This window comes from Permianibacter aggregans (assembly GCF_009756665.1).
Taxonomy (GTDB): domain Bacteria; phylum Pseudomonadota; class Gammaproteobacteria; order Enterobacterales; family Permianibacteraceae; genus Permianibacter; species Permianibacter aggregans.
Genome location: NZ_CP037953.1, coordinates 1,338,998 through 1,353,716, shown reverse-complemented (window position 1 = coordinate 1,353,716; position 14,719 = coordinate 1,338,998). Strand labels below are relative to the sequence as shown.

The following is a 14,719-nucleotide window of genomic DNA, read 5'->3' as shown; positions in this document are numbered from 1 at the left end:
TGTCCGGATAAATCCTGACCTACATTGTTTTCGAGAAGTTCGGTTTTGGATTCAAAACACCAAACGATAAATAACACCGGCCAACGCCGACACGGCAATCAATGGGATTACGCCCAACCATTGCTTGACCAGCAATAACAACGCCACGAGGCTAACCAGCAGCGTGTAGATATCGAGCGTCTGGTTGGCAAAAATGCTCCACTGCGCAAAATAGACGCCGAGATTGACCATAACGCCGACGACCGCTGCGGTAATTGCCGTCAACGGGCCGGTCACTTTGCCGATGCCGCGAGTTTTTTCGATGATGGGCGCACCGAGCAATACGAACAAAAACGATGGCAAAAACGTAAACCAGGTGGTGATTAGTGCTGCCGTCGTGCCGGCCAATGCGGAGCCGGCTTCGCCCCAAACCTGACTGCCATAGCCACCGAGATAGGCGACAAACACCACCACCATGATCAGTGGTCCCGGCGTTGTTTCGCCGAGCGCTAAACCGTCAATCATTTGATTGGCGCTGAGCCAAGCATAATGATCAACAGCAGCCTGCTGAACATACGGCAATACCGCATAAGCACCGCCAAACGTCAGCAGCGCAGCCTTGGTGAAGAACCAGGCCATCTGACTGAACACATGCTCGCCGCCAAACCACCAGAGCAGTGCCAACATCGGCACGGCCCACAGCACAACACCATAAGCCAGCGATCGCAGCGGCGATGCGCGCAGTGAACCGGTTGTTGCTGTCGGAGGCGGGTCGTTTTCCTGTTGATGCACAGGAGAAAAAATCGCCGGCCGGTAATGGGCACCAAGCCAACCCATGACACCAGCGGCAAAAATAATCAGCGGGAACGGCAACTGCAGAAAAAAGATGCCGACGAATGCCGCAGCGGCCAAGGCCATCAGCATAGGGTGATGCAGCGTGCGTTTGCCGATGCGCCAGCAGGCATGAAAAATAATGGCGACGACCGCTGGCTTGATGCCGTAGAACAGCGCCGCGATGATTGGCTGCTGGCCAAAACGCACATAAATCCAGGACAGCGCCACCAGAATCACCAACGCCGGCAACACGAACAACCCACCGGCGACGATGCCACCCCAACGACCGTGCATCAGCCAGCCAAGATAGGTGGCAAGCTGCTGTGCTTCCGGTCCCGGCAGCATCATGCAGTAGTTCAATGCGTGCAGAAAATCGGGCTCGCGCACCCAGCGTCGGCGCTCGACCAGCTCCTGATGCATGATGGCGATTTGCCCAGCCGGGCCGCCAAAACTGATCAGACCAAGTTTCAGCCAAAACGCGGCAGCCTCGCGAAACGGGATGGCGGAAGGGCGGTTGGACACGGGACGCAAGACTCCTTTGTTATAGAAAAGCAGCGGTTTGACGAAAAAGCGCATAGGTTATCAGGGCGCGATGACGATAACGTGACCGACCGACACCGGTGCGATAAAAATCCCTGTTTCCTACCCCGGCAATTTCCCATCTCTGCACTACACTTGGTACGGGTACGCCGATTGTCGCCGAAACGACGCGTCAAGGATGCCCGATTTCAATATGGATTTGGACCCGGCGCACGATTACCGATGACGGCGAAAGACGTAAAACTGATTGATGTTCAGCAACTGTGCATAGGGCTCTACGTGTATCTGGATCTTGGCTGGACCGAGCATCCATTCCCGCTGAACCGTTTCAAGATCAGCAATGACACCCAGCTGGCGCAACTGCGTCAGCTTGGCCTGCGCAAAATCAAATACCTGCCTTCGCGTTCCGATGTCGAGCCATTACCGATGCCCGATCAGCCATTGACGGTAGTCATCACTGATACTGAATCAAAGCCTGTCGATCCAGAAATGCTGGCAAAAAAAATGCGTCAGGAATTATTGGAGGCGCAGCAAGCCAGCCTTGAACAGTGCGAACAACATTTTTCCCGCGCGGCCCATTCCTGGAAGCGGGTCATGCTCAATGCCCGCATGGAGCCGGTCGAATCGGCGCAAACGGCGTCGGCGCTGGCTAATAGTTTGGTCCGCGATATTGCCGGCACGCATGAAGTCTCGATTCGCTTGTTGTCGGAAAAGTCTGGCGAAGAATCGGCCGTACACCCATTGAATGTCACCATCTTGTCGGCTCTCCTCGGTAACTCCTTGGGTTTGTCGCAGGAGTCTTTGACGCAAGTGGCGCTCGGTGCGCTGCTGCACGACTTGGGTAAGACCGAATTGACGCCGCGCTGCCGGCAACGCGACCAACTAAGTTCAGCGCTCGATATCAAGCATTATCAAACCCATGTCGACCATGGAGTGCAAATCGCCGAGCGGATGAATCTGGTGCCGGATGTCGTGGCCATCATTGCCCAGCATCACGAATGGTTGAACGGCCAGGGTTTTCCAGCACAATTGCGAGGGGAAGCGATTGCTGAGTTGTCACGCGTCGTGGCGATTACCAATCACTATGACAATCTCTGCAATGCCTCGAATCCTTCGCAAGCGGTCACGCCGCATGATGCCCTGGCGCTGATGTATGCACGCCAACGCGATCAGTTTGACTTACGCATGCTGACCGCGTTTATCAAAATGATGGGCGTGTATCCGCCAGGCTCAGTCGTGCAACTTTCCGATGAGCGTTATGCGCTGGTCACTTCGGTCAATGCCAATCGACCCATCAAACCGCAAGTGCTGATTCATGATGAAGGCGTGCCGGTACACGCGGCGATTTTAGTTAATCTTGATGAAGTTGACGAATTATCCATTACCCGCAGCCTGAAGCCGACACAATTGCCGCGTGCCGTCTACGATTACCTGTCACCACGGATGCGCATGTGTTACTACTTCGAGCGTCTGCGCGAACCACCGGTTGCGACCAATGAATAACACGCAGCAGTGGAATGAGTGGTTGCACGCCACGCTTGATGCGATGCTGATTGTCGATGTCGACACCTTGATGATCGTTGACGCCAATGCCAATGCTGAGAACTTGCTAGGCATGACCTGTGCGCGACTGCAGCAACAGCGCATTACTCATTTTTTTCCGACACCGGAAGACGAGCTATTCTGGCAGGAAGTGCAGCGCGGTAACGACGAAACCCTGCAGTCGGAAACGCTGCTGAATGGCGGCGATGGCTGCCATGCCACCGTGCTACGCAAAGCGCGACCGATACAATTGGATGAGCAGCGCCATTATCTGGTGGCGTTGCAGGACCGCAGCGAGCGCAAACAAATCGAGCAGCGATTGGAGGCCATCATTGATGAGCTGCGGGCAACGCTGGAGTCCAGCGTCGATGGCATTCTGGTGCTCGATAATGAAGGCAGTATCCGTGGTTTCAACAAGCGTTTTGCCGAGCTGTTCAAAATTCCGAAGGCGCTGCTGACCCGGCGCAACGACCAGGCCGTACTGAGTTGGCTGCAACAACTGATTAGTCACGGCGGCAGCCAATTACTGCCGTGGATGCCTATCGATGATCAACAAATCATTGCTACACACGATCAGGTCGAGTTGCATGATGGCCGAGTGCTCGAGCAGATCAGCACACCGCAGTTTGCCCGTGGCAAATCGATCGGCCGGTACTTTTCCTATCGTGATATCACCGAGAAACTGGCCAACGATCACGCACTGGCCCTGGCTTCGCAAGTGTTCACGGCCGCGCCACAGGCAATATGTGTGCTGACGCCGGCGTTTGATTTCGATACCAGCAATCCGCACTGCCAACGGCTGCTGGGATTTCGTGAGGGGCAGGAGAAGCTGAATCTCGCCGCGTTTATGGAAACGGAAGTCACGCAAAGCCGGTTGCGCGAATGGCGCGACAGCTTGCAACAGCAAAACAGTTGGCAAGGCGAGGTCGCGCTACAAGATCGCAATGGTCGTCGTTTCCCGGCCAGCCTGTCGTTGGTGCGGATGCCGGAAACCGCACATCATGCTGAACGATATGTGTGCTTCATCCAGGACCTGACGCCATCGAAAGAAGCGCAGCGCCGCATTGAGGAATTGGCCTATCGTGACGTGTTGACGGGGCTACCGAACCGCGCCAGCCTGCATGAACGTCTGGGTTTTATGATTGAACAAGCCAAGCGTCAACACACGCCGTTTGCGTTGTTATTTCTTGATGTCGATCGCTTCAAAATCGTCAATGACGCGCTCGGTCATGCCACCGGTGATTTGCTGCTGCGCGCGGTCAGCAAGCGGTTGCAGGGGTGTTTGCGGCAAGTGGATATGATTGCCAGGCTCGGCGGTGACGAGTTTATTGTATTGCTGCATGAGACCCACGAGCGCGGCGCCGAAACGTTTGCCCGCCGGGTGCTGGAAGCAATGCAGGAAACTTTTGTCATTAACGACATGCCGTTTTCACTAAGCATCAGCATCGGCATTGCGCTTTATCCGGAAGACGGCGGTGACAACGAAGAACTGATCCGCAATGCCGACAGTGCCATGTATGCGGTCAAAGAGCGCGGTCGCAGTGACTACCGTTTCTACCAGCCACAAATGAACGTCGGCTTGTTGTCACGAATGAAGCTGGACCAAGCGATGCGCGCCGCACTCGAACAGCAACAGTTCGAGCTGCACTATCAGCCGCAACTCTGCCTGCAAACGCAAACCATCACCGGTGTCGAGGCGTTGTTGCGCTGGCCGCATCCCGAGCACGGTTTTATTTCACCAGCACAGTTTATTCCGATCGCCGAAGAAACCGGCACGATCATCAATCTCGGTCGCTGGGTGTTGCGGCAAGCCTGTCAGCAAGCCAGCCTTTGGCATCGTGACGGCAAAAACTTGACGGTGTCGGTCAACGTCTCAGCCTTGCAGTTCCAGCAAACCGGTTTTGTTGATTCGGTGCATCAGGCCTTGCAGGAGTTTGCGCTGCCGCCTTCGATGCTGGAGCTGGAACTGACCGAGTCGGTGTTGATCAATGATGTTGAAGACACTCAGGAAAAGCTGTCGGCGTTGAAAATGCTCGGTGTCGCCATCTCCATCGACGATTTTGGCACCGGTTACTCCAGCTTTGGTTATCTGAAGCGACTGCCGGTATCGAAGCTAAAAATTGACCGCAGCTTTATTGCTCAAGTGCCCGATAACGAGAACGATTCCGCCATCGTCACCGCGATGATCTCAATGGCAAAAATTCTGGGATTGCAGGTCGTTGCCGAAGGCGTGGAAACTAGTGAGCAGCGGCATTTTCTGCAGTTGCTGCGCTGCGACTTTCTGCAGGGCTTTTTGTTCTCGCCGGCGCAGAAGGTCGAAGTGATCGACGCGCTGTTGAGGGACAGCAATAGCCTCTAGCGTTTTTTGGCGGCGAGTGGCCGTTACTGAGCCGCTCCACGAACACACCGCTGGTACCCTTGCCGCGTTTCCACCATTACTAGGTATGTATCGCGCTATTTCTCGCTCGCCGGAGGCGGTACGTCGATTGGCCGTTCGGCGACAACGATGGGCAGCTCTAGATCACTGCCTTCGCGACGCACCCTTAAACGAATTTCGGTGCCGGGCCTGGTTTCGGCAATACGATTCAGCAAGTCGGTGACACCGCCGATCAACTGGCCATTGAAGTGCGTGATCAAATCGCCGTCACGCATGCCTCCTGCAAACGCGGGCCCGTTCTCGTCGACTTTATCGACCCGCACGGCGTTCAGATAAGGATTGTCGTCGTGCTCACCGCGAATTTCGTTCAGCGTGCCGGTGCCGACAAAACCAATCGAACCGCGAATGACCCGGCCGTGATCGATGATGTCGTTGACGATGCGCTGCACGTAATCAGCCGGAATCGCAAAACCGATGCCTTGAATACCAAGTTGTGAAGGTAGCACTTCCGAGTTGATGCCGATCCATTCGCCGGAAGCGTTAATCAAAGCACCGCCGCTGTTGCCGCGATTGATCGCCGCATCGGTTTGCAACAGGCGAATAAATCCGCGTTCCAGTCGTTCTGTCGCACTGACGATACCCACCGTGACCGTTTGGCCAAGAAACACCGGAAAACCGATGGCCAGCACGACATCGCCAACGCGTGGCATTGATGGCGCGCGCGGAATAGCCGGCAAATCGCTGGGTTCAACTTTCAACACGGCCAGGTCCGTCAGGAAATCAAAGCCGAGCACATCGGCGCGCATGGTTCTGCCATCACGCAATTCAATGGCAATGGCATCGGCTTCGCGAATGACGTGGTAATTGGTGATGATGATGCCGTCAGCGCGAAAGATGACGCCGGAGCCGAGACCGACCGAGACCCGATCCTTGCCTTCGGCTTTGTTTTGCGTCGCGGTACGGATGCTGACGACCGATGGAGCGGCTTTGGCCACGGCCGGTGCATAGGAGTACTGGGCGTTGTTGATCGGCGCCGGCGGCAGAGTGACCGGCGCTGGTTTGTGCCAATCACGCCACTGCGCCTGCAGCACAATAAACAGCAGGGCTGGCAGCAAACCGGCAAGCACCGCGCCAATAATGGTTCGTATCCATGCCATGCCGGGAAGCGCCTCCAACTATATATACGTTTTCGTTATCGACGGCTATTTCAACACCAGCAGGTAGGTATTGTCATCCCGCAATACATTAATCGGCAGCGCCCGCTGGCCTTTGGCCAGCTCTTTCAAGGCGCCAATATCTTCAACCCGGTAGCGGCCAAGGCCAATCAACACATCGCCGCTGCGCAAGCCGTATTGCGCAGCGCGTGAGCGCGGTTGCAACTCGGTGATCTCCACGCCGGCCGGTTCACCGCGACGCAGATAATTGCGCAGCGTGATGCCTTCCAGCAAAGGATGAATGCTTTCGCCGGCGATGCGCTCGATGGCGCTGGCCGACAATTTCGCCCGGATGTTCATGCGTTTGCCATCGCGCAGCAATTCGACGGTGACCCAACTTTCTGACGGCTGTAGACCTAACTGATTGGTCCAGTCGCCGCGATTGCGGATGGCGCGGCCGTTGAGTGCGACGATGATGTCGTAGGGTTTGATTCCGGCCTTGTCGGCTGGCAGGCCTTCGCTGACCGTGGTGACGATAACGCCTGAGCTTTGCGCCACGCCGAGCGCTTCGGCCAGCTCGCGGGTCATGTCATTGACCGAAAGCCCCAGCGCGCCTCGCCGTACTTCGCCAAATTGCATGATCTGCTGCAGCACGTTCCAGGCCTGATTGATCGGAATGGCAAATCCGATGCCGATATTGCCGGTGCCGCCAGGCGAGACGATGGCGGTATTGATACCGACCAGTTCGCCACGCAAATTGACCAACGCGCCACCGGAATTTCCGGGGTTGATCGCGGCATCGGTCTGGATGAAATCTTCATATTGTTCGATGCCAAGACCCTGACGGCCGAGCGCCGAAACAATACCGCTGGTGACGGTGTGACCGAGACTGAACGGATTGCCGATGGCCACGACAAAATCGCCAACGCGCAGTTTGTCGGAATCGCTCATTGGCACGGCGATCAGGTTCTTCGCCTCGACTTTCAGTACGGCGATATCCGATTCCTTGTCGCTGCCGACCACGGTGGCTTTCAATTCGCGGTTGTCGAACAGCGTCACGGTGATTTCATCGGCAACGCCAACGACATGGTGGTTGGTCAGGATCAGGCCCTTTTCAGCGTCAACAATGACGCCGGAGCCGAGGCTGTTGACCTTGCGCGGCGGCAGTCGGTAACGAAAACCGAAAAAATCACGGGCGACGCCACGGTCGACCGTGGCCGTCGTCGCGATATTGACGATGCCCGGCGAGATTTTCTCCAGCATTGGTGCCAGACTCGGCAGTGGTTGACCATCGACTTCGCTGGGTAACGCAGCACTGGTTGCCGGCAACGGCAATAACAGTGAACAGATCAGCAGCAAGGGAGCGAATTTTGCCGGCATGGGGCCTCCATCTCAGGCAGTCAACGAAACAAATGCGACAGACGCACAAACGCAAACGGCACCGTCATGGTGCCGTTTGCAGTAATAAGGCTGGTTTAGGTCAATTTCAAGCGTAGGCGCGTTTTGGCTGGCTTAATGAACCGCGCACCGGGGAATAATCGCGCGGCGGCTCCAACGAGGCCGGCTCGGCGACCAAGGCTTGCAAGCCATGCTCATCGTTATCGGCGCGGGCATCCAGGCGAGCGGCTTGTTGGTGCAGAAACTGCTCAATACCGCGTTTGGCAACAAAACGTTCGCTGCCATCTTTTACCTTGGCCTGCAAATCGCGATAGGCACTGGATACGCGGTCGAGTTCATCCTGCATATCGACCATGAACTGGTGCATCTGTTGTTGATAGCTGGCCAATTCCTGGGCCCGTCCATCCAAATCCTTCTGCAGTTTGTGAACCGCGCGACCACCAGGAGCCGTGCGACGACCAATGAAAAACGCGATCAGCGCGACCGCACCGAGAATCAGAAGCAGCAGTCGAATGTCCATCAGAGTTCCCCTTTTTTGCGATGGCAGCGCACTCCATGCACGCGCAGACACATTGTAGCGAACCCTTTATGAAGAGAAGATGAACAGAACGCTTGATTGCTGGACTGAGCCTGACTGAAGATCGTGTGAGACAATAGCCATCCCGTTTGTAATCCCGGAGCGAAATTTCCTGTGTCTGCCAGCGAAACCCGCCATGTCATCGACGGCCCGACCGGGCCTTTGGAACTCAAACACCTGCACGCCGAAGGCGAGCCGCGCTTTCTGGCTGTCGTTTGTCATCCGCATCCCTTGCACGGCGGCACGATGGAGAACAAGGTGGTCTACACCTTGAGTCGGTTGCTGTCGGGGCTCGGCGGAGAAGTGGTCCGCTTCAATTTTCGCGGTGTCGGCAAAAGCGCAGGTGAATTTGAGCAGGGCATTGGTGAGACGCAGGATTTGCAGGCAGCAAGCAAATGGTTGCGTGAGCAATTCCCGCAAATCAAACCATTCTGGTTGGCGGGTTTTTCGTTCGGCGCCTTCGTTTCGACGATCAGTGCCAAGGAACTGAATGCCGAGCAACTAATCAGCATCGCGCCTGCTGTCACCCGTTTCGATTTCAGTCAACACCCGATGCCGGAATGTCCCTGGACTATCGTCATGGGCGATGCTGATGAAGTCGTCGACCCGAAAACCGTGTTCGAGTGGGCCGAAACGCTGCCCGACAATGCCCGCCTAATCAAAATGGATGGTGCCGGCCATTTCTTCCATGGTCGCTTGGTCGAGCTGCGTGAAAAGCTCGAAGCGGTTTTACCGAAGGGCGATTGAATCGATGCAGCAAACGCCAGTTTCCCTACGTTATCGCCAGGACCTGCAAAATGGCGTGCGCATGCCGGATGCGGCGCAGGCCGAAGCAATCAAAGCGCTGTCACGAGTGCAAAAGCAACTGATTCAGGCACGTAGCGAGCAGCCCGGCTTCTTTGCCCGCCTTTTCGGCCGCGAGCAAAAAGCCGTACAGGGACTGTATCTCTGGGGCGGTGTCGGTCGTGGCAAAACCTATGTCATGGATTTGTTTTTCGAAACGCTGCCAGGAGACCGCAAACAACGTCTGCACTTTCACCGCTTCATGCATTGGTTGCATGGCGAACTGAAAAAGCGCAAAGGCGAAGCCAATCCGCTGCAGCGCATTGGCGAAGAATTATGCCAGCGCATCGATGTGCTCTGCTTCGATGAATTTTTCGTCACCGACATCGGTGATGCGATGCTGCTGGCTGGCTTGCTCGATACCTTTTTTCGCAACGGCCTGGCGCTGGTTGCGACCAGCAATATTCCGCCGAAAGAGCTGTACAAAAACGGCTTGGCCCGCGACAATTTTCTGCCGGCCATCGCGCTGATTGAACAGCACTGCCAGATCATGGAGTTGGACAGCGGCACTGACTATCGTCTGCGCGATCTGCAAACGCACGGTGTCTATCTGAGGCCGGACACGCCGGCAAACGAGCAAATCCTGGCCCAGCGTTTTCAGATGATGGATGGCCTGGTGCATTCGTCGGATACCCTGATCATCAATGATCGAGCCATTCATACCCGCGGCTGGAAAGACGGCGTCGCCTGGTTCGATTTCAACGCGCTCTGCGAGAGCGCCAGGGCGCAAGCGGACTACATCGAGATCGCCCGGGAATTCCACACGATATTGATATCCCATGTGCCGCAGTTATCAGCCAAGAATGATGACGCCGCCCGGCGTTTCATTTCGTTGGTCGATGAATTCTATGAGCGGAAGGTGAAGCTCAGTCTGGTCGTTGCGGTCCCGCTCGACGACATTTATATCGGCGACATGCTGACGTTTCCATTCGAGCGCACCCGCTCACGGTTACAGGAGATGCAAACCGAGGCCTATTTGACCAGTGCGCATATTCCTTAGCGTATGACCAGAAAACAAAACGGCGCCTTCGGGCGCCGTTTTGTTCAGTCAAGCCGTAAGGCTTAAACCATTTCCTTCAGCTTTTTCAGCGGACGGATTTTGATCACGGTACGCGCTGGCTTGGCCTTGAACACCACTTCTTCTTTGGTGAACGGGTTGATGCCTTTGCGGGCCTTGGTGGCCGGCTTGCGGATCGTGGCAATTTTGAACAGGCCTGGCAGCACGAATTCGCCAGCGCCTTTCTTGTCCAGGTGACGGCCGATCAGATCGCTCATGCCGTCGATGACTGCGGCGACTTGTTTGCGGTTCAGACCGGTGCTTTCAGCCAGCGAAGTAACGATTTGGGTTTTGCCGTACTTCTCGGTGATGGCACCTTTGGTTGGCATTGCGGCTTTCGGAGCGGCGGCCTTCTTGGCCGGAGCTTTTTTGGCCGGAGCGGCTTTGGCCTTTGCGGCCGGGGCTTTCTTTACAGCTTTTGCTTTCTTGGCAGCCATGGATCTATGCCTCTAATGAGTTCCTTGGGATGTACAGATCGCGTTTTTTCCCGAGAAATACGCGGGATCAGCGGTCTTGGGTAGCCGTTGTAATGCAAAATGATCGGTAAATAAAGGGTTTTTTGCGATTTCCCTGAAAAAAAGCCCGAAAAATTCGATACTTGGCCGATCTAGTCTTTGCGCTGATCGAAAATTCGCCGATTCAGCTTGAAAGCGCCTGGCCGCGTCGGTAGAATTCGCGCCCTTGTTTTAAAACCAAGACTCTCTGGAGCTTTATTCAATGAAGACTGTCAGCGCCAAGCCCGAGACCGTCAAACGCGACTGGTTATTGGTCGATGCCGACGGCAAGACCCTGGGCCGTCTGGCCACTGAGGTAGCACGCCGGCTGCGTGGCAAGCACAAGCCAGAGTACACGCCGCACGTCGACACCGGTGATTACATCGTCGTGATCAATGCCGAAAAGGTAAAGGTCACCGGCGCCAAGTGGACCGACAAAAAGTACTATGATCACTCCGGTTACACCGGCGGTATCAAGGAAACGGCATTTAAGGACATGATCGCAACCTATCCGGAGCGGACTATTGAGCGCGCTGTGAAAGGCATGCTGCCCAAGGGTCCCCTGGGTCGCGCGATGTTCCGTAAACTGAAAGTGTACGCTGGTACTGAGCACAAACACACCGCTCAGCAGCCGAAAGTGCTCGAAATCTAAAGGAACCCACCATGGCTCAGCAACAAAACTACGGCACCGGCCGGCGTAAAACTGCCGCGGCTCGCGTGTTCCTGCGCCCGGGCACCGGCAACATCACCGTTAACGATCGCAGCCTGGATGTATTCTTCGGCCGCGAAACGTCACGCATGATTGTTCGCCAACCGCTCGTGCTTACCGAAACCCTGGAAAGGTTCGACGTGTACGTCACCGTTGAAGGTGGTGGTGGTACTGGCCAAGCCGGTGCTATCCGTTTGGGCATCACCCGTGCCCTGATGGAATACGACGAAACCCTGCGTCCGGCCTTGCGTGCCGCTGGTTATGTGACCCGCGACGCCCGTGAAGTCGAGCGTAAGAAAGTCGGTCTGCACAAAGCCCGTAAGCGTCCTCAGTACTCCAAGCGTTAATCACCTGCGCGATTGTCGCTTTGCAGTATGCGAAAAAAGCCCGAGAAATCGGGCTTTTTTTATGGCCGAAATCCGCCTTTTCCTTGTCGTTATGGGGGGCTTTCAACTATCATTGCCGCACTTTTTTTACCCGTTTTTGACGAGGCTCAATCGCTGCCTTTCCGGCAGTCGTACGAGTATTGTCGTTTGTCGTAATTGATTGGGGAGACCAGCTGCAATGGCTGAACAACATGACGGTGTCGATCTGGGCCGTCGCCGCGTGCTGACTTGGGCCACCGCTGCCGTAGGCGCAGTCGGTGCCGGTTTTGCCGCCGTGCCGTTCATCGCTTCTTGGCGTCCTAGCGCCCGGGCTCAAGCCGCCGGTGCGCCGGTGGAAGTCGATGTGTCGAAAGTCGAACTCGGTGGCCAAGTGACGGTGCCGTGGCGCGGCCAACCGGTGGTCGTCGTGCGTCGCACACCGGAAATGGTCACCGCGCTCGATACGCTGGCCAATGAATTGCGTGATCCGGACTCGAATGAGTCGATGCAACCGGAATACACCAAGAACGCCTCTCGTGCGATCAAGCCGGAATATTTCGTTGCTGTGCGTACCTGCACCCACTTGCGCTGTGTACCGCTGTATCAGCCAGACAAGAGCAACGAACTGGTTGAAGGTGGTTTCTACTGCCCTTGCCATGGCTCCAAATTCGATTTGGCTGGCCGCGTCTACAAAGGCGTACCGGCACCGACCAATCTCGACATTCCGCCCTATTCCTATATTGGTGAGACCACGCTGCTGATCGGCGTCGATCAACAAGGAGCTGCATAATGGCCGAGCAAGAGAAAAAAGGCCTGATGGGCTGGATTGACGCGCGTTTCCCGTTCACCGAAACGATGGAATACCACGTCACCAAGTACTATGCGCCAAAAAATTTCAATTTCTGGTATTTCTTCGGTTCGTTTGCGTTGCTGGTGCTGGTCAATCAAATCCTGACCGGTATCTGGTTGACGATGTTCTACAACAACTCTGCTGAAGGCGCGTTCGCTTCGGTCGAGTACATCATGCGTGACGTTGAGCTCGGCTGGTTGATTCGCTACATGCATTCGACCGGTGCGTCGTTCTTCTTCATCGTCGTTTATCTGCATATGTTCCGTGGCCTGATGTACGGCTCGTACAAAAAACCGCGTGAGCTGCTGTGGATCATCGGCATGGTTATTTTCCTGTTGCTGATGGCCGAAGCGTTCATGGGTTATTTGCTGCCTTGGGGTCAAATGTCCTACTGGGGCGCGCAGGTGATCATCAACTTGTTCGGTGCGATACCGTTTGGTATCGGCGATGCACTGACGCTGTGGATTCGTGGTGATTACGTTGTCTCCGGTGCTACCTTGAACCGCTTCTTTGCGCTGCACGTGGTGGCGCTGCCGCTGGCCCTGGTTGGTCTGGTGTTCGTGCACTTGGTCGCTTTGCACAAGGTCGGTTCCAATAACCCGGACGGCATCGAGATCAAGAAGAACAAAGACGAAAACGGCATTCCGGTCGATGGCATCCCATTCCACCCGTACTACACGGTCAAGGACATCATGGGCGTTGTCGGTTTGCTGATGGCGTTCTGTTTGGTCATTTTCTTCTTCCCGGAAGGTGGTGGTTACTTCCTGGAGCCGCCAAACTTTGTCCCGGCGGATTCGCTGAAAACCCCTGAGCACATTGCTCCAGTGTGGTACTTCACGCCGTTCTACGCGATTCTGCGTGCGGTGCCGAACAAGCTTGCCGGTGTTGTCGCGATGGGTGGTGCCATTGCCGTGTTGTTCGTGTTGCCATGGCTGGATCGCAATCCGATCAAGTCGATTCGCTACCGCGGCTGGCCGTTCAAAGTAGCGTTGGCGTTGTTCGTGGTTGCGTTCATCATTCTCGGTATTCTCGGTGCACTGCCGCCGACCGATGCCAAGACCTTGCTGGCGCGCGTTTGTACGCTGATCTACTTCGGTTTCTTCGCTTACCTCGCATTCTTCTCGAAATGGGAAGCGAAATTCAATAAACCAGAACCAAACCGGGTGAGTTGATCATGAAAAAGATTCTAAGTCTGATTCTGGCGGTTGGTTCGTTTGCCGCCGTTGCGGCCGGTCCCAGTGTCGAGCTGGAAAAAGCCAATATCCAGCCGGACAATCTGGTATCGCTGCAAAACGGTGCCAAGTTGTACGTCAACTATTGCATGGGCTGCCACTCGCTGGAGTTTCAGCGTTATGAGCGCATGGCCAAAGATCTGGAAATTCCAAATGAAATCGTTATTCAGAATCTGATGGTCACCGGCGACAAAATCGGTGAGCAGATGAAGATTGCGATGGACAAAAAGGACGCTGCCGAATGGTTTGGTGCGGCACCGCCGGATCTCACTCTGGTTGCCCGTGTGCGCAAGAATGGCGTTGATTGGCTGTACAGCTACCTGAAAGGTTTTTACCGTGATGAAACCCGCCCTTACGGCGTCAACAACACGGTATTCCCGAACGTTGGTATGCCGCACGTGATGGAAAATCTTCAGGGCGTGCAGGTGAAAACCGATGATGGCAAGCTGGAGCTGGTCGAGCAGGGCAGCATGACGCCGGAGGAATACGATCAGGCGGTGCTCGATATCACCAATTTCCTGCACTATGTCGCCGAGCCGATGAAGTCGGATCGCCGGGAAATCGGTGTTTATGTACTGATGTTCTTGCTGGTGCTGTTCGGTTTGGCATATCTGCTGAAGAAAGAATACTGGAAAGACGTGCACTGATTGGTGCCGTGAAAGAAAAATAAAAATGGCGGCACGAAAGCCGCCATTTTTATTTTCGGTCGCAGAAGCCTCGTTCCGAGGCATCTGAGCGGCGGTAGTGAATGAAACGAGGTAAACGATG

The 14,719-nt window shown here is 55.5% G+C and carries 14 protein-coding genes; 9 read left to right on the top strand and 5 right to left on the bottom strand.

What is annotated here, in order from left to right:
* Nucleotides 1–51: 51 nt before the first annotated feature.
* A complete protein-coding gene (chrA, locus tag E2H98_RS06250; protein WP_133592203.1) occupies nt 52–1,389 on the bottom strand; it encodes a chromate efflux transporter in 1,338 nt (445 codons plus the stop codon).
* Between the two features lie 186 nt (nt 1,390–1,575).
* Between chrA and E2H98_RS06245 the strand changes: the two genes are divergently transcribed.
* Both E2H98_RS06245 and E2H98_RS06240 read left to right on the top strand, forming a co-directional pair.
* Nucleotides 1,576–2,856: an HD-GYP domain-containing protein gene (locus tag E2H98_RS06245; protein ID WP_133592201.1), complete on the top strand. Its 1,281-nt coding sequence runs from the start codon at nt 1,576–1,578 to the stop codon at nt 2,854–2,856.
* A complete protein-coding gene (locus tag E2H98_RS06240; RefSeq protein ID WP_133592199.1) occupies nt 2,849–5,254 on the top strand; it encodes a bifunctional diguanylate cyclase/phosphodiesterase in 2,406 nt (801 codons plus the stop codon). The genes E2H98_RS06245 and E2H98_RS06240 overlap by 8 nt, the downstream gene beginning before the upstream one ends.
* Nucleotides 5,255–5,349: 95 nt before the next feature.
* On the opposite strand, the gene E2H98_RS06235 is transcribed toward E2H98_RS06240, so the two are convergent.
* The 3 genes from E2H98_RS06235 to E2H98_RS06225 form a co-directional block, all read right to left on the bottom strand.
* Nucleotides 5,350–6,429 carry a S1C family serine protease gene (locus E2H98_RS06235; protein ID WP_133592197.1) on the bottom strand — a complete coding sequence of 360 codons (1,080 nt, stop codon included), beginning with the start codon at nt 6,427–6,429 and terminating at the stop codon, nt 5,350–5,352.
* Between the two features lie 45 nt (nt 6,430–6,474).
* Entirely contained in the window at nt 6,475–7,806 is a 1,332-nt protein-coding gene (locus E2H98_RS06230; RefSeq protein ID WP_133592195.1) for a Do family serine endopeptidase, read from the bottom strand.
* A 106-nt stretch (nt 7,807–7,912) separates the two neighbouring features.
* Nucleotides 7,913–8,344 carry a ZapG family protein gene (locus E2H98_RS06225; RefSeq protein WP_133592193.1) on the bottom strand — a complete coding sequence of 144 codons (432 nt, stop codon included), beginning with the start codon at nt 8,342–8,344 and terminating at the stop codon, nt 7,913–7,915.
* A gap of 171 nt (nt 8,345–8,515) precedes the next feature.
* Between E2H98_RS06225 and E2H98_RS06220 the strand changes: the two genes are divergently transcribed.
* Entirely contained in the window at nt 8,516–9,148 is a 633-nt protein-coding gene (locus E2H98_RS06220) for an alpha/beta hydrolase (protein WP_133592191.1), read from the top strand.
* Nucleotides 9,149–9,152: 4 nt separating this feature from the next.
* Nucleotides 9,153–10,244: a cell division protein ZapE gene (zapE, locus tag E2H98_RS06215; RefSeq protein ID WP_133592189.1), complete on the top strand. Its 1,092-nt coding sequence runs from the start codon at nt 9,153–9,155 to the stop codon at nt 10,242–10,244.
* A 62-nt stretch (nt 10,245–10,306) separates the two neighbouring features.
* On the opposite strand, the gene E2H98_RS06210 is transcribed toward zapE, so the two are convergent.
* Nucleotides 10,307–10,738 (bottom strand): HU family DNA-binding protein, encoded by a 432-nt coding sequence (locus tag E2H98_RS06210; RefSeq protein WP_133592187.1) that lies wholly within the window; start codon nt 10,736–10,738, stop codon nt 10,307–10,309.
* 280 nt (nt 10,739–11,018) lie between these two features.
* On the opposite strand from E2H98_RS06210, the gene rplM reads away from it, so the two are divergent.
* From rplM to E2H98_RS06185, 5 genes are all read left to right on the top strand, one after another.
* Nucleotides 11,019–11,447 (top strand): 50S ribosomal protein L13, encoded by a 429-nt coding sequence (gene rplM / locus E2H98_RS06205; protein ID WP_133592185.1) that lies wholly within the window; start codon nt 11,019–11,021, stop codon nt 11,445–11,447.
* An 11-nt stretch (nt 11,448–11,458) separates the two neighbouring features.
* Nucleotides 11,459–11,851 carry a 30S ribosomal protein S9 gene (gene rpsI, locus E2H98_RS06200; protein ID WP_133592184.1) on the top strand — a complete coding sequence of 131 codons (393 nt, stop codon included), beginning with the start codon at nt 11,459–11,461 and terminating at the stop codon, nt 11,849–11,851.
* A 217-nt stretch (nt 11,852–12,068) separates the two neighbouring features.
* Nucleotides 12,069–12,659: a ubiquinol-cytochrome c reductase iron-sulfur subunit gene (petA, locus tag E2H98_RS06195; protein WP_133592182.1), complete on the top strand. Its 591-nt coding sequence runs from the start codon at nt 12,069–12,071 to the stop codon at nt 12,657–12,659.
* A 26-nt stretch (nt 12,660–12,685) separates the two neighbouring features.
* Nucleotides 12,686–13,891, top strand: a complete 1,206-nt coding sequence (locus E2H98_RS06190) for a cytochrome b (protein WP_232475487.1) — start codon at nt 12,686–12,688, stop codon at nt 13,889–13,891.
* A gap of 2 nt (nt 13,892–13,893) precedes the next feature.
* Nucleotides 13,894–14,598: a cytochrome c1 gene (locus E2H98_RS06185; protein WP_133592179.1), complete on the top strand. Its 705-nt coding sequence runs from the start codon at nt 13,894–13,896 to the stop codon at nt 14,596–14,598.
* Nucleotides 14,599–14,719: the final 121 nt, after the last annotated feature.